Source organism: Kosakonia sp. AG348 (genome assembly GCF_003337365.1).
Lineage (GTDB): Bacteria > Pseudomonadota > Gammaproteobacteria > Enterobacterales > Enterobacteriaceae > Kosakonia.
Genome location: NZ_QPJR01000001.1, coordinates 345,515 through 363,059, shown reverse-complemented (window position 1 = coordinate 363,059; position 17,545 = coordinate 345,515). Strand labels below are relative to the sequence as shown.

At 54.9% G+C, this 17,545-nt stretch carries 18 protein-coding genes; 10 read left to right on the top strand and 8 right to left on the bottom strand.

Annotation, left to right across the window (positions count from 1 at the left end):
• Positions 1-250: 250 nt before the first annotated feature.
• The 7 genes from potF to DFO56_RS01785 all read left to right on the top strand — a co-directional run bounded on the left by potF (position 251) and on the right by DFO56_RS01785 (position 8,603).
• Positions 251-1,363, top strand: coding sequence for a spermidine/putrescine ABC transporter substrate-binding protein PotF (gene potF, locus DFO56_RS01815; protein WP_020457190.1), 1,113 nt, complete (start codon positions 251-253; stop codon positions 1,361-1,363).
• A 140-nt stretch (positions 1,364-1,503) separates the two neighbouring features.
• Positions 1,504-2,637 carry a putrescine ABC transporter ATP-binding subunit PotG gene (gene potG / locus DFO56_RS01810; RefSeq protein ID WP_045506612.1) on the top strand — a complete coding sequence of 378 codons (1,134 nt, stop codon included), beginning with the start codon at positions 1,504-1,506 and terminating at the stop codon, positions 2,635-2,637.
• 9 nt (positions 2,638-2,646) lie between these two features.
• Complete coding sequence (gene potH / locus DFO56_RS01805; RefSeq protein ID WP_020457192.1) at positions 2,647-3,600, top strand: putrescine ABC transporter permease PotH; 954 nt, start codon at positions 2,647-2,649, stop codon at positions 3,598-3,600.
• Positions 3,597-4,442 (top strand): putrescine ABC transporter permease PotI, encoded by an 846-nt coding sequence (gene potI / locus DFO56_RS01800; protein WP_017456138.1) that lies wholly within the window; start codon positions 3,597-3,599, stop codon positions 4,440-4,442. The genes potH and potI overlap by 4 nt, the downstream gene beginning before the upstream one ends.
• 73 nt (positions 4,443-4,515) lie before the next feature.
• On the top strand, positions 4,516-4,986 hold the full coding sequence (locus tag DFO56_RS01795) for a YbjO family protein (RefSeq protein WP_020457194.1): 471 nt from the start codon (positions 4,516-4,518) through the stop codon (positions 4,984-4,986).
• Positions 4,987-5,027: 41 nt separating this feature from the next.
• Positions 5,028-6,155: a 23S rRNA (uracil(747)-C(5))-methyltransferase RlmC gene (gene rlmC, locus DFO56_RS01790; RefSeq protein ID WP_045506615.1), complete on the top strand. Its 1,128-nt coding sequence runs from the start codon at positions 5,028-5,030 to the stop codon at positions 6,153-6,155.
• Positions 6,156-6,278: 123 nt separating this feature from the next.
• Complete coding sequence (locus DFO56_RS01785) at positions 6,279-8,603, top strand: FdhF/YdeP family oxidoreductase (protein ID WP_045506617.1); 2,325 nt, start codon at positions 6,279-6,281, stop codon at positions 8,601-8,603.
• 31 nt (positions 8,604-8,634) lie between these two features.
• Here the strand turns inward: DFO56_RS01785 and artJ are convergent, their stop codons facing one another.
• From artJ to DFO56_RS01755, 6 genes are all read right to left on the bottom strand, one after another.
• The gene (gene artJ / locus DFO56_RS01780) at positions 8,635-9,366 is read right to left on the bottom strand and encodes an arginine ABC transporter substrate-binding protein ArtJ (protein WP_020457197.1); all 732 of its coding nucleotides are present in this window, start codon (positions 9,364-9,366) and stop codon (positions 8,635-8,637) included.
• Positions 9,367-9,536: 170 nt separating this feature from the next.
• A complete protein-coding gene (artM, locus tag DFO56_RS01775) occupies positions 9,537-10,205 on the bottom strand; it encodes an arginine ABC transporter permease ArtM (RefSeq protein WP_017456142.1) in 669 nt (222 codons plus the stop codon).
• On the bottom strand, positions 10,205-10,921 hold the full coding sequence (gene artQ / locus DFO56_RS01770; RefSeq protein ID WP_045506623.1) for an arginine ABC transporter permease ArtQ: 717 nt from the start codon (positions 10,919-10,921) through the stop codon (positions 10,205-10,207). Before artQ ends, artM begins: the two co-directional genes overlap by 1 nt.
• Before the next feature lie 6 nt (positions 10,922-10,927).
• Entirely contained in the window at positions 10,928-11,659 is a 732-nt protein-coding gene (artI, locus tag DFO56_RS01765; RefSeq protein ID WP_045506626.1) for an arginine ABC transporter substrate-binding protein ArtI, read from the bottom strand.
• 19 nt (positions 11,660-11,678) lie between these two features.
• Positions 11,679-12,407 (bottom strand): arginine ABC transporter ATP-binding protein ArtP, encoded by a 729-nt coding sequence (gene artP / locus DFO56_RS01760; protein ID WP_020457200.1) that lies wholly within the window; start codon positions 12,405-12,407, stop codon positions 11,679-11,681.
• A gap of 209 nt (positions 12,408-12,616) precedes the next feature.
• Positions 12,617-13,132 carry a lipoprotein gene (locus tag DFO56_RS01755; RefSeq protein WP_020457201.1) on the bottom strand — a complete coding sequence of 172 codons (516 nt, stop codon included), beginning with the start codon at positions 13,130-13,132 and terminating at the stop codon, positions 12,617-12,619.
• Between the two features lie 102 nt (positions 13,133-13,234).
• Between DFO56_RS01755 and DFO56_RS01750 the strand changes: the two genes are divergently transcribed.
• The 3 genes from DFO56_RS01750 (at position 13,235) to DFO56_RS01740 (ending at position 14,986) form a co-directional block, all read left to right on the top strand.
• A complete protein-coding gene (locus tag DFO56_RS01750) occupies positions 13,235-13,558 on the top strand; it encodes a heavy metal-binding domain-containing protein (protein WP_020457202.1) in 324 nt (107 codons plus the stop codon).
• Positions 13,555-14,385: an N-acetylmuramoyl-L-alanine amidase gene (locus tag DFO56_RS01745; protein ID WP_045506628.1), complete on the top strand. Its 831-nt coding sequence runs from the start codon at positions 13,555-13,557 to the stop codon at positions 14,383-14,385. Before DFO56_RS01750 ends, DFO56_RS01745 begins: the two co-directional genes overlap by 4 nt.
• Before the next feature lie 67 nt (positions 14,386-14,452).
• Complete coding sequence (locus tag DFO56_RS01740) at positions 14,453-14,986, top strand: WG repeat-containing protein (RefSeq protein ID WP_233500360.1); 534 nt, start codon at positions 14,453-14,455, stop codon at positions 14,984-14,986.
• 5 nt (positions 14,987-14,991) lie between these two features.
• On the opposite strand, the gene DFO56_RS01735 is transcribed toward DFO56_RS01740, so the two are convergent.
• A complete protein-coding gene (locus tag DFO56_RS01735) occupies positions 14,992-16,005 on the bottom strand; it encodes an NAD(P)-dependent oxidoreductase (protein WP_020457205.1) in 1,014 nt (337 codons plus the stop codon).
• A gap of 94 nt (positions 16,006-16,099) precedes the next feature.
• A complete protein-coding gene (locus tag DFO56_RS01730; RefSeq protein ID WP_045506631.1) occupies positions 16,100-17,536 on the bottom strand; it encodes an SDR family oxidoreductase in 1,437 nt (478 codons plus the stop codon).
• Positions 17,537-17,545 lie beyond the last annotated feature (9 nt).

Here is a 17,545-nt window from a genome sequence, read left to right as displayed (position 1 = left end):
CTCGCGTAACGGCTTATCACATAGACGTATCCTGCATAAAAAATTGATAAAAGGCGTTTTTTAATCTGACCTATAGCCTCAAACCCTGGCTACAGTTATTCTTGCGATGCTTAAAACAGCATGCGGTGTCAGCCGGAAGCGTTTTCTTCTCCGGGGCTGTGCAGAGTGACAAAATATGCATGATTCTTGCATATCTTATGATGCGTACATTTAGTTCGTATGTTAACGGACTTTCCAGAAGGAATGAGATATGACCGCCTTGAGCAAAAAATGGGTATCAGGTCTTGTCGCGGGTGCGTTGATGGCTGTCTCTGCCAGCACGCTCGCAGCCGAGCAAAAGACACTGCATGTTTATAACTGGTCTGATTATATTGCGCCGGACACCGTCGCGAATTTTGAAAAAGAGACGGGCATCAAAGTCATTTATGACGTGTTTGACTCCAACGAAGTGCTGGAAGGCAAACTGATGGCGGGCAGCACCGGCTTCGACCTGGTGGTGCCGTCCGCGAGTTTCCTTGAGCGCCAGTTGGCCGCCGGGGTATTCCAGCCGCTGGATAAGAGCAAACTGCCGAACTGGAAAAACCTCGATCCAGACGTGCTGAAAATGGTCGCCAAACACGACCCTGACAACAAATACGCTATTCCGTACCTGTGGGCCACCACCGGTATTGGCTATAACATTGACAAAGTGAAAGCTGCGCTCGGCAAAGACGCGCCGGTAAACAGCTGGGATCTGGTGCTGAAGCCGGAAAACCTGGAAAAACTGAAAAGCTGCGGCGTCTCATTCCTTGATGCGCCGGAAGAGATTTTTGCCACCGTGCTTAATTACCTCGGCAAAGATCCGAACAGCAGCAAAGCGGATGATTACAGCGTTGCCGCAACCGACCTGCTGTTAAAACTGCGTCCTAACATTCGTTACTTCCACTCTTCTCAGTACATTAATGACCTGGCAAATGGCGACATCTGCGTGGCTATTGGCTGGGCGGGTGATGTGTGGCAGGCGGCAAACCGCGCGAAAGAAGCGAAGAATGGCGTAAATATCACTTACACCATTCCGAAAGAGGGCGCGCTGGCGTTCTTCGATGTCTTCGCGATGCCGGCTGATGCCAAAAACAAAGACGAAGCCTATCAGTTCCTCAACTACCTGATGCGCCCGGATGTGATTGCCCATATCAGCGATCATGTGTTCTACGCGAACGGTAACAAAGCTTCGGTTCCGCTGATCAGCGCAGAAGTGCGTGATAACCCGGCTATCTTCCCGCCGCCGGATGTTTTCGCCAAACTCTTTACGCTGAAAGTCCAGGATCCGAAAATCGACCGCGTAAGAACCCGCGCGTGGACTAAAGTTAAAAGCGGCAAATAATTCAATCACCTGACAGGTGATAAGGCTGCACCGTGGCGGTGCGCCTGCCCCAAAAATGGACAGAGGTGATGCGCCTCTGTCCAGTCATTTGTACGACAACTCGTTGAAACGAGTTGATGTTTTTGCCGGAGAGCACTTGAGTGAATGACGCTATCCCCCGCCCACAGGCGAAGAGCCGCAAGGATCTGACGCCGCTGCTGGAAATTCGCAATCTGACCAAATCCTTTGATGGTCAGCACGCCGTTGATGATGTCAGTCTGACGATTTATAAAGGTGAAATTTTTGCCCTGCTTGGTGCGTCCGGCTGCGGCAAATCAACATTGCTGCGCATGCTCGCCGGTTTTGAGCTGCCTACCCACGGGCAAATCATGCTTGATGGCGTAGACCTGGCGCATGTGCCACCCTATTTGCGCCCGATCAATATGATGTTCCAGTCCTACGCGCTCTTTCCGCATATGACCGTGGAACAGAACATTGCTTTTGGCCTTAAACAGGACAAGTTGCCGAAAGCGGAAATCGCCAGCCGCGTGGCCGAAATGTTGCACCTGGTGCACATGAGCGAGTACGCCAAACGTAAGCCGCATCAGCTTTCCGGCGGTCAGCGTCAACGCGTGGCGCTGGCGCGCAGCCTGGCGAAACGGCCGAAACTGCTGCTGCTGGATGAACCGATGGGCGCGCTCGATAAAAAGCTGCGCGACCGGATGCAGCTCGAAGTGGTGGATATTCTTGAGCGTGTTGGCGTGACCTGCGTCATGGTGACCCACGACCAGGAAGAGGCGATGACCATGGCCGGGCGTATCGCCATCATGAACCGCGGGAAGTTTGTGCAAATCGGCGAACCGGAAGAGATCTACGAGCACCCGACCACGCGTTACAGCGCCGAGTTTATCGGTTCGGTGAATGTGTTCGAAGGGCTGCTGAAAGAGCGTCAGGAAGATGGTCTGGTGATCGACTCCCCGGGGCTGGTGCATCCGCTGAAAGTGGACGCCGATGCGTCGGTGGTGGATAACGTGCCGGTGTTCGTGGCGCTGCGCCCGGAAAAGATCATGCTCTGCGAAGATCCACCGGCCGACGGCTATAATTTTGCCGTCGGGGAAGTGGTGCATATCGCCTACCTTGGCGACCTCTCTATTTATCACGTGCGTTTGCAAAGCGGGCAGATGATCAGCGCCCAGTTGCAGAACGCGCATCGCTACCGTAAAGGCGCGCCAACCTGGGGCGATGAAGTTCGCCTCTGCTGGGATGCCGATAGTTGTGTGGTTCTGACGGTTTAAGGAGCGGCGATGAGTACACTGGAGCCACCGTCCCGCGTCGAAAAACCGGGCGGTTTCACTTTATGGCTGGGGCGCATGCAGATGCGTCACGGGCGCAAACTGGTTATTGCGCTGCCCTATATTTGGCTGACTTTGCTGTTTCTGCTGCCGTTTTTGATTGTATTCAAAATCAGCCTTGCAGAGATGGCGCGGCAGATCCCGCCGTATACCGATCTTATCGAGTGGGCGGACAGCCAGCTGACGGTCACGCTGAATATCGGCAACTTCCTGCAACTTACCGACGACCCGCTCTATTTTGAAGCCTATCTGCAGTCGTTACAGGTGGCGGCGATCTCAACGCTTTGTTGTCTGCTGCTGGGGTATCCGCTGGCCTGGGCTGTGGCGCACAGCAAACCGTCGACGCGAAATATTCTGCTGCTGCTGGTGATTTTGCCGTCGTGGACGTCGTTTCTCATCCGCGTGTATGCATGGATGGGGATCCTGAAAAATAACGGCGTGTTGAATAACTTCCTGATGTGGCTGGGGGTTATCGATCAGCCGTTGACGATCCTGCATACCAATCTCGCGGTATATATCGGGATTGTTTATGCCTATTTGCCGTTTATGGTGTTGCCGATTTATACCGCGCTGACGCGTATTGATTATTCACTGGTGGAAGCCTCACTGGATCTTGGGGCGCGCCCGCTGAAAACCTTTTTCAGCGTGATTGTGCCGTTGACCAAAGGCGGGATTATTGCCGGATCGATGCTGGTGTTCATTCCGGCAGTTGGCGAGTTTGTCATCCCGGAACTGCTCGGTGGCCCGGACAGCATTATGATCGGTCGTGTGTTGTGGCAGGAGTTCTTTAATAACCGCGACTGGCCGGTGGCTTCGGCGGTGGCGGTGATTATGCTGCTGTTGCTGATTGTGCCGATCATGTGGTTCCACAAACATCAGCAGAAACAAGGGGAGGACCACGCATGAACAACTTACCGGTAGTGCGCTCTCCGTGGCGCATTTTGATCCTCGTGCTCGGTTTTACGTTCCTGTACGCGCCAATGCTGATGCTGGTGATCTACTCCTTTAACAGCTCAAGACTGGTGACCGTGTGGGCGGGCTGGTCGACGCGCTGGTATGGAGAGCTGTTTCACGACGACGCCATGATGAGCGCGGTGGGGTTAAGCCTGACCATCGCCGCTTGTGCGGCGACAATGGCGGCGGTGCTGGGGACTATCGCGGCGGTGGTGATGGTGCGTTTTGGCCGCTTTCGTGGCTCAAACGGTTTCGCCTTTATGATAACGGCACCGTTGGTGATGCCGGATGTGATCACCGGCTTGTCGCTGCTGCTGCTGTTTGTGGCGCTCGGCCATGCGATTGGCTGGCCCGCCGACCGCGGGATGCTCACTATCTGGCTGGCCCATGTGACCTTCTGTACCGCTTATGTTGCCGTGGTTATCTCCTCGCGTCTGCGCGAACTGGACCGCTCCATTGAAGAGGCGGCGATGGATCTTGGTGCGACACCGCTAAAAGTGTTCTTCGTTATCACGCTGCCAATGATCATGCCGGCGATTGTTTCCGGCTGGCTTTTGGCCTTTACCCTGTCGCTGGATGACCTGGTGATCGCCAGTTTTGTTTCGGGGCCGGGAGCGACGACATTGCCGATGCTGGTCTTCTCCAGCGTGCGCATGGGGGTGAACCCGGAAATCAACGCGCTGGCGACACTTATCCTTGGCGTGGTCGGGATTGTTGGTTTTATCGCCTGGTATTTAATGGCGCGGGCGGAAAAACAGCGGATCCGTGATATCCAGCGTGCAAGACAAGGCTGAACTTATTAGAATCGTGAAATTGTGTTGCTGATGCCGCGCTTGTCGCGGCATTTTTCACAGGGAAATCATCGGATTGGGGTTCTTCAAGAAAACCGCTCATCACGCGAAATTGAATGTGCCAGCGCTGGTGCAGGTGGCGGCCATCGCCATTATTATGATTCGCTGTGTGGATGTATTGATGATACTGAATTTGCTGGGTTGGCGCGGCCTGCTCGATTTTGTGCAGCGCAGCGCGCAGACCTGGAGCCTGACGCTGGTTTTCCTTGGCAGCCTGTTTTTAGTGTTTGTCGAAATTCTCTGTGCTTTCTCGGTGGTTAAAGGACGTCGTTGGGCGCGCTGGCTTTACCTCGCCACGCAAATGGTGGCGACCGGTTATTTATGGGCCGCTTCGCTCGGGTATGGCTATCCGGAACTGTTCAGTATTGCGGGTGGTTCCCGGCGGGAGATTTTCCAGGCGTTAGTGATGCAAAAACTCCCCGATCTGCTGGTGTTATTCCTGCTGTTTGTTCCCGCGCCCAGCCGACGCTTTTTCCGCCTGCAATAACGGTGGTACAATCCCGGCCCCGCAAAATGAAAGGCTTTACTATGCAGTGCGCTCTCTTCGATGCTGGTCGTTGTCGTTCCTGTCAATGGATAGCACAACCGGTCTCACAGCAACTTACCGCAAAAATGGACGATCTCCACACGCTGCTGGACGGCTTGCCTGTTGCCGAGTGGTGTTCGCCAGTGAGTGGCCCGGAGCAGGGTTTTCGTAATAAAGCCAAAATGGTGGTCAGCGGCAGCGTAGAAAAACCGCTGTTTGGGATGCTGCATCGTGACGGGACACCGGAAGATCTCACCGACTGCCCGCTCTATCCGCAGACTTTCGCACCGGTTTTTGCCGCGCTCAAACCGTTTATTGCCCGCGCCGGGTTAACGCCTTACAACGTGGCGCGTAAACGCGGTGAGCTGAAATACCTGCTGCTGACTGAAAGCCAGCAGGATGGCGGCATGATGCTGCGCTTTGTGCTGCGCTCGGAGGCGAAACTCGCCCAGTTGCGCGCGGCGTTGCCTGAGTTACAAGCACAATTACCGCAACTGAAAGTGATTTCCGCCAATATCCAGCCGGTACATATGGCGATCATGGAAGGTGAGACGGAGATTTTTCTCACCGGGCAGCAGGCGCTGGCGGAAAACTTTAACGGCGTGCCGCTGTGGATCCGCCCGCAGAGTTTTTTCCAGACCAACCCGACCGTTGCCAGCGCGTTGTACGCGACCGCCCGCAACTGGGTTCGGGCGCTGCCGGTTAACCATATGTGGGATCTGTTTTGCGGCGTCGGCGGTTTTGGTCTGCACTGCGCAACGCCGGAGATGCGCCTGACCGGTATTGAAATCGCCCCGGAAGCGATTGTCTGCGCTACGCAATCGGCACAAGCGCTTGGCTTACAAAATCTGCATTTCCAGGCGCTGGATTCCACCCAGTTTGCTACCGCTTCGCACGATATTCCTGTGCTGGTGCTGGTTAACCCGCCCCGGCGCGGGATTGGCGCGGCACTGTGCGACTATTTAAGCCGCATGGCACCGCCGTACATCATCTACTCCAGCTGTAACGCCAGTTCGATGGCGAAAGATATTCGCCTGCTGCCGGGTTATCGCATTGAGCGCGTTCAACTGTTCGATATGTTCCCGCATACCGCGCATTACGAGGTGTTGACGCTGTTGGTTAAACGCTGATCCCAGCGCAACGCGGAAACATTTTTTAAGAACTTAGTGCGACTAAGTTCCTGTTATGCCGCTCCAGCCCGCGTTTTCTGTACCAGGCTTAAGCCAACGCTGGTCACAGAAAAATGGGGCAACATGAAAGATCAAAATCGGACAACAGGTATCGCGCCGTATGGCGGTTCGGCAGGTGGCTGGGGCGCGCTGAAAGCAGTCGCGGATGCACTGCGCGGGCAAATGTCGGTGAAACAGGACGTCATCGCGCTGTTCAAAGTTAATCAACCGCAGGGGTTCGACTGCCCCGGCTGCGCGTGGCCCGATCCGCAACATACCTCGTCGTTTGAATTTTGTGAAAATGGCGCGAAAGCGGTGTCGTGGGAAGCCACCAGTAAACGCACGACGCCGGAATTCTTCGCGGCGCATACGGTCAGTGAGTTGTGGAACAGGAACGCGTTTGAGCTGGAAGGCGAAGGGCGTTTAACCCACCCGATGAAGTATGACGCCGCCAGCGATACCTATCAGCCCATCGACTGGGCTACCGCCTTTCGCGAAATTGGCGAACTTCTGCGCGGCTACGACGATCCCAACAGCGTCGAGTTTTATACCTCCGGACGCGCCTCCAACGAAGCCGCTTTTCTGTGGCAACTGTTTGCCCGCGAATATGGCACCAATAACTTCCCGGACTGCTCCAATATGTGCCATGAGCCGACCAGTGTGGGTTTACCGGAATCCATTGGGGTCGGTAAAGGCACGGTGGAACTGGAAGATTTCGACCACTGCGATCTGGTGTTGTGCATCGGCCACAACCCTGGAACCAACCACCCCAGAATGCTTGGCACGCTTCGCGAAGTATCAAAACGCGGCGCGACGATTGTGGCCATCAATCCGCTGCGCGAAAGGGGGCTTGAGCGGTTCACGTCGCCACAAAGCCCGATTGAAATGCTGGCGCTAAGCTCCACGAAGCTGGCTTCGACCTACTACAAAGTGCGGGTGGGTGGTGACGCGGCGATGCTGAAAGGGGTGATGAAAATCCTGCTGTCGATGCACGAAGAGGCGCTGGCGAAAGGTGAGCCTGGCGTGATTGATGAGGCGTTTATTCGCCAGCATACGCAAGGGTTTGAGGCGCTGAAAGCCGATCTCGACGCGACCGACTGGCAACACATTCTTAAAGTCTCTGGCATGGAGCGCAAAGAGATCCAGAATATCGCCCGGCTGTACGCCAGTGCCGAACGCACCATTATCTGTTACGGCATGGGGATCACCCAGCACCAGTACGGTACGCAGAATGTGCAGCAAATTGCCAACTTGCTGCTGATGCGCGGCAACATAGGTAAGCAAGGGGCGGGCATCTGCCCGCTGCGCGGCCACTCGAATGTGCAGGGTGACCGCACGGTGGGCATTACTGAGATCCCGTATCCCGAGTTGCTGGACAATATTGAAAAGGTATTTGGTTTCAAGCCGCCACGGCAACATGGGCACGGCGCGGTGGCCGCTATCCAGGCGATGCGCGATGGCAAAGTGAATGCGCTTTTGTGCCTTGGCGGCAACCTGGCGGAAGCGATTTCCGATCCGCAAACCACCTTCCCGGCGATGCGCAAGCTCGATTTGGTGGTGCATATGGCGACGAAACTGAACCGCTCGCATCTGCTGTTAGGCAAACATAATTACCTGCTACCGGTGCTAGGGCGCACGGAAACGGATATGCAGGCATCGGGCGCGCAGAGCGTGACGGTCGAAGATTCGATGTCGATGGTACATGCGTCGCGCGGGAGTTTAACGCCAGCTTCGCCGCACCTGAAATCCGAGCCTGCGCTGGTGGCCGCGCTGGCGAAAGCAACTCTGCCGGATAGCGTGGTGGACTGGGATAAAATGGTCAGCGACTACAGCACTATTCGCGATGCGATCGAAGCGGTTTTCCCGGCGTTTAGCAATTTCAACGAGCGGGTTAAAAAACCGGGGGGATTTCGTTTGCGTAATACGGCTTCGGAACGCGTATGGAACACGCCCTCGGGTCTGGCGCAGTTCAAAGTGATGCAGGGGATTAACGAAGATCCGCGATCGCTGAAATGTCACGATCTGGTATTAACCACTTTGCGCAGCCACGATCAATACAACACTACGCTGTACGGGCTTAACGATCGCTATCGCGGAGTGACCGGGCGGCGCGATGTCCTGTTTATTAATGCCGATGAGGCAGAAACGCGGCAGTTACGCGTCGGTGATCAGGTGAATATTATCGCGCTCGATCCTGACGGTAACCCCACTTCGCGGCGCATGGATAACCTGACGATTGTGGTGCTGGATATGGCACCGGGTTCGGTCGGCGCGTATTACCCGGAAGCGAATATCCTGGTGCCGCTGGACAGCCACGATACCAAAAGCGGTATTCCGGCTTATAAAAGCATTCCGGTGGCGATGGAGCGTGTCGGGCGGGGAACGGAAACGTCGGGGGCGCTGCGTTAACAGGCCGGGAGCTACCCGGCCTGAAAGGTAATTACTGCGGGAACCACTGATCGCTGATTTTTTGATAAGTGCCATCAGCTTTAATCGCTTTCAGCGCGGCGTTCAGTTTTTCCAGCAGCGCTTTGTTATCCGGGCGCACCGCAATGCCAAGGCCCGTGCCGAAGTATTGCGGGTCGGTCACTTTCGGTGTCGCTACGCCCAGCTGCGGGTTGGTTTTCAGCCACTCGTTGACCACGGCGGTGTCACCGAACACGCCATCGATACGCCCGTTTTTCAGGTCAATAATCGCGTTCTGATAGCTGTCATAAGCCACGGTTTTTACTTCCGGGTGCTTGTCCTGCAGGTATTTCTGGTGCGTGGTGCCGTTTTCCATGCCGATACGTTTGCCTTTCAGATCATCAAAAGATTTAAAGGCATCTTTTTTGGCGATCACCAGCGCGGAGTTAGCGTAGTACGGGTCGGTGAAAGCGACCTGTTTGCTACGTTCCGGGGTGATGTCCATACCGGAAATTACCGCGTCATATTTTTTGAATTTCAGTGACGGAATCAGGCTGTCGAAGGCGTGATTGGTAAACGTACATTCGGCCTGCATCTGTTTGCACAGTGCGTTTGCCAGATCGATATCAAAGCCGACGATTTTGTTGCTGGCATCCATCGATTCAAATGGCGGATAAGTGGCGGAAACACCGAAGTTAATTTTATCTGCTGCAGAAGCACCAGCGGCGAACGAAGCGAGAAGGGCGGCGAGTACCAGTTTTTTCATTATCGAACTCCTGTCGGTCAATCTTATGGTTGTTGCCGTGTCTAAAGCGTGACGCTAACCATGCCATTAAATGAATTTATATTCAATAAAAATGCTTAAATATATTTTCATTCAAATAAAAAAGGCGAGTAATGAAACCATTAGCTCGCCTTTGTTTACTATTTATGCAATTAGTTGCGGCGTTCAAATGCCAGCGCTTTACGCTCAATCAGGCGCATCATCAGCGTTAACAACCCGTTGACCACCAGATAAATCAGCCCTGCGGCACCGAAAACTGTGACGTCATAAGTGCGACCATACAGAAGCTGACCGTGGCCCATCACTTCCATCAACGTAATGGTGTACGCCAGCGAAGTACTTTTAAACACCAGCACCACTTCGTTGGAGTAGGACGACAGCGCGCGTTTAAATGCATAAGGCAGCAAAATCGCCAGCGTGTCTTTCTTGCTCATCCCGAGCGCGCCGCAGGATTGCCACTGCCCGTCCGGAATGGCGCGAATCGCGCCATAGAATAGCTGTGTGGTGTACGCCGCGCTGTTCAGCGACAGCGCCAGCAGCGCGCACAGCCACGGTTCCGAGAGCAGATGCCAGATAACCGGATAGTTTTGCAGCGACGGGAACTGCCCTGGGCCGTAGTAAATCAGGAAGATCTGCACCAGCAGCGGCGTACCAGTGAACAGCGTGATATAACCGCGCACAATGTGTGTCAGCACCGGCGTTTTCAGCGTTAACACAATGGTGAACAGCAGCGATAAGATCAGCGCCACAATCAACGAGGCCACAGTGAGCGTCAGGCTGGTGTGCAGGCCTTTGAACAGCTCTGGTAAAAACTCGAGCATTATTCCGGCCTCCGTTCAAAGCGGGTCGCGCGCATATCGATGCGTTTAAGGATCCACTGACTCAACAGTGTGATAACCAGGTAAATCACCGCCGCCACGATATACCAGGTAAAGGGTTCCTGCGTACGGGTAGCAATGCTTTTAGTTTGCAGCATCAAATCGTTCACGCTAATCAGCGATACCAGCGCGGTATCTTTCAGCAGTACCAGCCACTGGTTACCCAGCCCCGGCAGCGCGTGACGCCACATTTGCGGCATCACCAGGCGGAAAAAGATCGCCCCTTTTGACAAACCCAGCGCCTGGCCGGATTCCCGCTGCCCGTCCGGTACGGCTTTTAACGCACCGCGCAAAGTTTGCGAGGCGTAAGCCGCATACAGCAGGGAGAGCGCAATCACACCGCACAGAAACGGGCTAACGTCGAAGTTTTCAATCTGCATCTGCACCGGGATCTGCACTACACCCAGGTTAATGGTGAAACCATCAGAGAGCGTCAGCAACAGCTGTGAAGAGCCGAAATAGATAAACAGAACCACCAGGATCTCCGGCAAGCCACGCAGTATGGTGACCAGCGCGGTGCCAATCCAGGCAATCGGGCGCCACTTAACGGACTCCCAAACGGCAAAGATCATCGCCAGAATCAGGCCGATGATCAGCGCACAAACGGCAAGGCCGACGGTCATCCCGGCGGCGCTTGCTAATGGAAACATTTCGTTCATTAAGGATTACTTCTGGAACCATTTGTTATAGATGGTCTGGTAAGTCCCATCTTTCTTCACTTTTTCCAGCGCGGCATTGAATTTCTGCTGCAGATCGGTGTTGCCCTGGCGTACCGCGATGCCCAGACCGGTACCAAAGTACTCTTTGTCGGTTACTTTATCGCCAACTGCCGCCAGTTTCGCATCCGCTTTCAGCCATTCTGTGACCACCGCGGTGTCACCGAACACGGCATCAATACGGCCGTTTTGCAGATCAAGACGCGCGTTCTGGTAGCTGTCGTAAGGAACGGTGGTGATTTCCGGGTGCTTGTCGTTAATGAATTTCTGGTGGGTGGTGCCGTTCTGCACGCCTACACGTTTGCCTTTCAGCTGGTCAATGCTGGTGAATTTACCCTGCTGACCCACAAACAGCGCGGAGTTGTCGTAATAAGGCGTGGTGAACAGAACCTGTTTTTCTCGTTCCGGGGTGATGTCCATACCGGCCATCACCGCTTCGAAACGGCGGAATTTCAGGCTCGGGATCAGGCTGTCAAACGCCTGGTTGGTAAAGGTACAGGTCGCATCAATCTCTTTACACAACGCGTTAGCCAGATCGACATCGAAACCGACGATTTTATTATTCGCGTCGGTTGATTCAAACGGAGGGTAGCTCGCTTCGGTGGCGAAACGGATAGTCTGGGCTGCTGTAGCGGTAAGGCTTACGCTTGCAAGTAGCGCGGCAATCAGTACTTTTTTCATTGTCATTAATCCCGATTCTTCAGTGAGATAGGTAATATTTAAACGCGTCGGTCTGCGGCGCGGCAAAGCAGCCCGCATCCCCTTGCTCAACAATGTGACCATTTTCCATGTACACCACGCGGCTGGCGGTTTTACGCGCCACTTCCACTTCGTGGGTCACGATAACTTGCGTGATGCCGGTTTCCGACAGCTCACGAATGATACTGACGATTTGCGCGGTGATTTCCGGATCGAGCGCGGCGGTAGGTTCATCAAACAACAGCACCTGCGGCTCCATCATCAGCGCACGGGCGATAGCGACGCGCTGCTGCTGACCACCGGATAAATGTAGCGGAAAACGGTCGCTATACGGTTTAAGACGTAAACGCTCCAGCAGCTTTTCCGCGCGCGCCAGCGCCTGATCTTTGCTTAAACCGAGCACGCGGCACGGCGCTTCAATCAGATTTTGCAGCACGGTCAGATGCGGCCAGAGATTATATTGCTGAAATACCATGCCCACATTCTGGCGCAATTCGCGGATCGCTTTATCAGACGGGGTTTTGGCAAAGTCGAAGTGATTGCCTGCAATGCTTAACTGGCCGGAACGCGGCATTTCGAGCAGGTTGAGTACGCGCAACAGCGAACTTTTACCCGCACCGCTTGGGCCGAGCAGCACCAGTGTTTCCCCTTGCGGGCAATCCAGCGTGATATCGAACAGCGCCTGGTGTGCGCCATAAAAGCAATTGATGCTGTTTAATTTAATACTCATCGAAGCAGTCTGATAGCAATTGAGGCCGCAAATAGTAACGTTGACAGAATAGTTATGCAATATTTGTGCGTTAAAACTTAAAAATAAACCAACTTCCTACATAAAGTTAGCACAAAATACCGAGCGGTGCGGGAACCAGGCATAAATGTCGGCATTCACCGCGGAATGCCAGACATTTTACGGGGGTTATCTATTGCGGCATGAAATAATCACCGATGTTCTACCGACTGACGTAGCGTTCCGGCGGGGGCATGAACGGTGCCGCCGAGATAGCGCACGTCGTCTACTGCCCAGCACTGGCCTTCGCGGATCATCAGCACTTCATCCCGCCAGCTTTGGTCACCTTTGGTGAGCGTGACGCGCAGCGGAATATTCCGTGCATCGGTATTCGGAATGGTCGATGCACTGGCGACGTCAGCCTTTTCAGGGGTGACGTTGCGACTGGAGAACGGATCCGCTTTTAAAAGTGTGGCATTGCGCGAATCTCGGCTGGCGGCGGTGAGCATTTTGCTCAGATCATCGCTCAGATAGGGTCGCAGCGCAGTCCAGTCGTTACCGGGGTGCGCGATGCGGTAGTCATAAAATTGCTGTGCTACGGAATCCGGGCCGCCTTCCACACACGGGCCAACACGCGCGCCCGTATCCTTAAATGCCGGGGTTACCGTGGTGCAGGCGCTTAACAGCAGCGCGCATGGCAAGGCGAGAGTCAAAACTGAATAGCGCATATTGATTTCCTTATTTCTCTTCAGAAGTCACGACCTTTCAAGAATAGTGTATTGATCTGATAATGTGTGGTGTAACGCATTGAACGTTAAAAGGAGAAACCGATGCAGTTTTCAACCACACCGACGCTGGAAGGGCAACCGATTGTCGAGTACTGCGGGGTCGTGACCGGGGAAGCGATTCTCGGGGCGAATATTTTTCGTGACTTCTTTGCCGGCATCCGCGATATCGTCGGTGGCCGCTCCGGCGCTTATGAAAAAGAGCTACGCAAGGCGCGCGATATCGCATTTCGCGAACTCGGCGAGCAGGCTAAAGCACTGGGTGCAAATGCGGTGGTCGGCATTGATGTTGATTACGAAACGGTGGGCAAGGACGGCAGTATGCTAATGGTGTGCGTCAGCGGTACGGCGGTGAAAACGCGGACATGAAAAACATCGCGTTACTGCTGCTGGCGCTGCTGCTCGCAGGTTGCGCCAGTGAAAAAGGCATCATTGATAAAGACGGTTATCAGCTTGATACCCGGCGGCAGGCGCAGGCGGCGTATCCGCGTATTAAAGTGCTGGTTATTCACTACACCGCCGATGATTTTGATGTGTCGCTGGCAACGCTTACGGATAAGCAGGTGAGCGCCCATTACCTGATCCCGGCGGATCCCCCGCTGCATCACGGTAAACCGCGGATCTGGCAACTGGTGCCAGAGCAGGAGTTAGCCTGGCATGCAGGGGCGAGTTTCTGGCGTGGCGCAACACGCATCAACGACACCTCCATCGGCATTGAACTGGAAAATCGCGGCTGGCAACGTACTTCTGGCGGAAAACAATTCGCACCTTTTGCGCCCGCGCAAATTAATGCATTGATTCCTCTGGTAAAAGATATAATCTCGCGCTACCACATTGCACCGCAGAATGTGGTAGCACATGCGGATATCGCGCCGCAGCGTAAAGACGATCCTGGCCCGTTGTTCCCGTGGCAAACGCTGTTCTCCCAGGGGATTGGCGCCTGGCCGGATGCGCAGCGTGTCGCGTTTTACCTGAATGGTCGTTCGGCGCATGAACCGGTAGATACGGCTTCCTTGCTTGATTTACTGGCGCGGTACGGTTACGACGTGAAACCGCAGATGTCGCCCGCAGAGCAAAAACGGGTCATCATGGCGTTTCAAATGCATTTCCGTCCGGGGCTGTGGAACGGCATTGCTGACGCTGAAAGCCAGGCGATTGCCGAGGCATTACTGGAAAAATATGGCCAGGCGGGGTAATTCCCACTGCTTTTTTATGACGAGGTCAATGGAGATGAGGTTTCGCATCATATCAGGCGCGCTGCTGATGGCGGCTTTTTCTGCCCATGCCGCGCCAAACCCGGTGACGGTGTTCAGCTGTGCTTACTGGGATAAATCCACGGATAACGTGGAAAAGCTCGATAAGTGCGTTGAAGTGAAAGAGGGCAAGCTCAGATTCCTGCCTGCGCTGTTTGCAAAAACCCGTGATGTCGAGGGCATGTCGTGGGTCGGTCTGTATGACTATATGCGCGCCGCCGGGTTGATGGATGCCGATTACTATGTGCGTTCGCCGGACAGCTACCTTTCCGTTGTGCATTTTGATAATGGGCCGGACTGGTTTGTTGAAGGGCTGGTGCGCTCGCGCCAGAACGGCAAAGTGGGCTACTGGGACGACAATTTCCGCAACCGCATCGCGCCACAGTTCGATTACGGCTGGCAGTTTAAAGAGGGCAGAGCGCTGGTGTGTAACGGCTGCAAACCGCAAAAGGATGGCGAGCATACCGCGCTGGTCGGCGGGGAGTGGTTCTACATCGATAAAAGCGGGCAGAAAATTTCTGACGTCAAATCCGGCCCGTTTTAAATCATTCAGCGATGCAGTTTGCCGTGGTCTTTTAACCAGTACGCCGTGCGTTTGATGCCTTCATCCAGCGTCACAATCGGCGTATAGCCCAGTTCCTGCTGGGCGCGGCTGATATCCAGCGTGAAATCAAAGTTGAGCTTCGACACGCCATAATGGGTGAACGCAGGCTCTTTGGCGCGTTTATCGCCGAAATGCTCCATGCTGCGCGCTACCATATCCAGCATCGCATAAGGCACCGAGCGAATCCGGCAGTGAATACCCAGTTCATCAATTAATGTCTGCACGATGCTGCGCAGCGAGCGCGGCTCGCCGTTGGTTATGTTGTACGCCCGCCCGGAAGGCAGCTTATCGCACTGAGGCTGGCTGGCAAGCCACATTGCCTGCACTGCGTTTTCGTAATAGGTCATATCCACCAGCGCATCGCCGCCGCGCGGCAGCAACACGCTGCGGTAGTGGTGCATCATCTGCGCCAGACGTGGAATAAAGACTTTATCGTGCGGACCAAACAGGCTTTGCGGGCGCAAAATGGTGAAACGGGTATTCGGGTTCGCCTGCGCCAGCAGGTCGATCACCTGTTCACCGGCCGCTTTGCTGCGGGCAAATTCATTGGCGAAACGCACCGGGCGAAAGTCTTCGCTGATATCGCGATGGTGGTGATAGTCAAAATAGAGCGAAGGGGAGGAGATATGAATAAAGTTGCGCACGCCCCAGGCGACGGCCCACTCACCGAGACGGCGAGTCGCGCGCACATTTGCCAGATCAAACGCTTCCTGCGTGCCCCACGGCGACGTGAAACTTGAGCAGTGCCACAGCGTGTCGATCCCGGCAAGCATCACTTTTGCCTGCGAGGAGACCAGTTCGGTCAGATCGGCGTGCACAAATTCAGCGCCCATTTTACTGAGTAACTTGCCCATGGCTTCGTTACGACCAGTGGCCCTGACGCTAATTCCTTTTTGCCGCAAATACTCGACCGCGTTTCGGCCTAAACCGCTGGTTGCGCCCGTGACCAGTACTTTCATATCGATCCATTGTGTTGAAAAGGCTTTATCGCGGGCATTCTTCCGTGAATTACGCTCTGATGCAATGGGATGACGAAAAGAAAAGCGGTTAAGCTCAGACTTTTTCTCTATTTTGTTCTGCCAGATGGGCAATACGCTGCGCCATGCCGCGAAAAATAAACAGATGCGCCGGGAACATCAATAACCAGTACCACAGCCCCGGCATACCGTGCGGATGCCACCATGCGCGGACATCCAGCAGCCGGTGATCGCCTTTATCGGTCAGCGTAAAGCTGAGCCGTCCCAGCCCTGGTGCTTTCATACCAAACAGCAGCGCCAGTTGCTGCTCGGGCTCGACGATGATCACTTTCCAGCTGTCTACCGCGTCACCGGTTTGCAAAAACGGGCGCGCAGGTCGACCATGCGGCAATTTGTGGCCAATTAAATGATCAAGCGCCGCGCGGGTTTGCCACAGAATGTTGCCGAAGAAGTAGCGCTCATTACCACCGATGCGGTTAACCACTTCCCATAATGCGCTCAGGCTGGCAGCGGTTTTCACTGTGTAACCCGCTTGCTTTGGGTAGTAACCATATTGCGGACGCCAGCGGGAAAACGCCTGCGGGTCGTAACCCCAGTCGCTGGAGTTAACCAGTTTTTCCTCCTCCTGCAGGGTGCGGCGCACCGCGTCGTCAAACGGGATCAGGGTCTGCGGGATCAGGCGGCGCAATTCGGTATCATCTGCCAGCAAATCGTGCTTTAAGCCCTGAATTAACGCTTTGGCGATGGTCGGCGGCACAGAAGTGATGAGGTGTAAAAACCAGACGGAAATCAGTCGGGTGGGGAGGGGGATCGGGATCAGCGGGCGATGAACGCCGCTGACGCGCATAAAGTGATCGAACTGCTGCTGGTAGCTCAATACTTCCGGCCCGGCGGCCTCAAACACCCGGTGTTCCTGCGCGGGGTGCTGAAGCAGTTCGACCAGATAGTGCAGCAAGTTTTCCAGCGCAATCGGCGTGGTGCGCGAGCGCACCCAGCGCGGTGGCGTTAACACCGGCAGGTTAAATACCATGTCGCGCATCACTTCGAAGGCGGCGGAACCTGCACCAACAATGATGCCGGCGCGTAATTCGGTAACGGGAATGCCCGCCGCACGCAGCAGATCGCCGGTGTATTGCCGGGCCAGCAGGTGGTCGGAATTCGTTTCGCCCTTCGCCTGTAACGAACTGAGAAAGATAACCTGCTTAACCGACGACCCCTGCAGCGCATCGCGCACATTCAGCGCGATTTGCCGCTCATGGGCGACGAAATTGCCGCTTTCGCCCATGCTGTGCACCAGATAGTAGAGCGTATCGACATCGCGCAGTAACGCGGGCAACTCCTGCGGCCACCAGAGATCAACGCGATGGCAGCTTACGCCCGGCAGTTGCTGCTTTTGCAGGCGAGTTAAGTTTCTCGCGACCGCTTTGATCTGATGACCTTGCTGGCTGAGCGCTTCGACCAGTCGTTGTCCAATATAGCCGCTGGCACCAAGCACCAGGATCCGCTGCGCCACATCCCGCTC

Bases quoted from the DNA above. Each gene is read 5' to 3' on its own strand.
- potF (WP_020457190.1), top strand. From the start codon at position 251: ATGACCGCCTTGAGCAAAAAATGGGTATCAGGTCTTGTCGCGGGTGCG.
- potH (WP_020457192.1), top strand. From the start codon at position 2,647: ATGAGTACACTGGAGCCACCGTCCCGCGTCGAAAAACCGGGCGGTTTC.
- potI (WP_017456138.1), top strand. From the start codon at position 3,597: ATGAACAACTTACCGGTAGTGCGCTCTCCGTGGCGCATTTTGATCCTC.
- rlmC (WP_045506615.1), top strand. From the start codon at position 5,028: ATGCAGTGCGCTCTCTTCGATGCTGGTCGTTGTCGTTCCTGTCAATGG.
- DFO56_RS01785 (WP_045506617.1), top strand. From the start codon at position 6,279: ATGAAAGATCAAAATCGGACAACAGGTATCGCGCCGTATGGCGGTTCG.
- artJ (WP_020457197.1), bottom strand. From the start codon at position 9,366: ATGAAAAAACTGGTACTCGCCGCCCTTCTCGCTTCGTTCGCCGCTGGT.
- artM (WP_017456142.1), bottom strand. From the start codon at position 10,205: ATGCTCGAGTTTTTACCAGAGCTGTTCAAAGGCCTGCACACCAGCCTG.
- artQ (WP_045506623.1), bottom strand. From the start codon at position 10,921: ATGAACGAAATGTTTCCATTAGCAAGCGCCGCCGGGATGACCGTCGGC.
- artI (WP_045506626.1), bottom strand. From the start codon at position 11,659: ATGAAAAAAGTACTGATTGCCGCGCTACTTGCAAGCGTAAGCCTTACC.
- artP (WP_020457200.1), bottom strand. From the start codon at position 12,407: ATGAGTATTAAATTAAACAGCATCAATTGCTTTTATGGCGCACACCAG.
- DFO56_RS01755 (WP_020457201.1), bottom strand. From the start codon at position 13,132: ATGCGCTATTCAGTTTTGACTCTCGCCTTGCCATGCGCGCTGCTGTTA.
- DFO56_RS01750 (WP_020457202.1), top strand. From the start codon at position 13,235: ATGCAGTTTTCAACCACACCGACGCTGGAAGGGCAACCGATTGTCGAG.
- DFO56_RS01745 (WP_045506628.1), top strand. From the start codon at position 13,555: ATGAAAAACATCGCGTTACTGCTGCTGGCGCTGCTGCTCGCAGGTTGC.
- DFO56_RS01740 (WP_233500360.1), top strand. From the start codon at position 14,453: ATGGCGGCTTTTTCTGCCCATGCCGCGCCAAACCCGGTGACGGTGTTC.
- DFO56_RS01735 (WP_020457205.1), bottom strand. From the start codon at position 16,005: ATGAAAGTACTGGTCACGGGCGCAACCAGCGGTTTAGGCCGAAACGCG.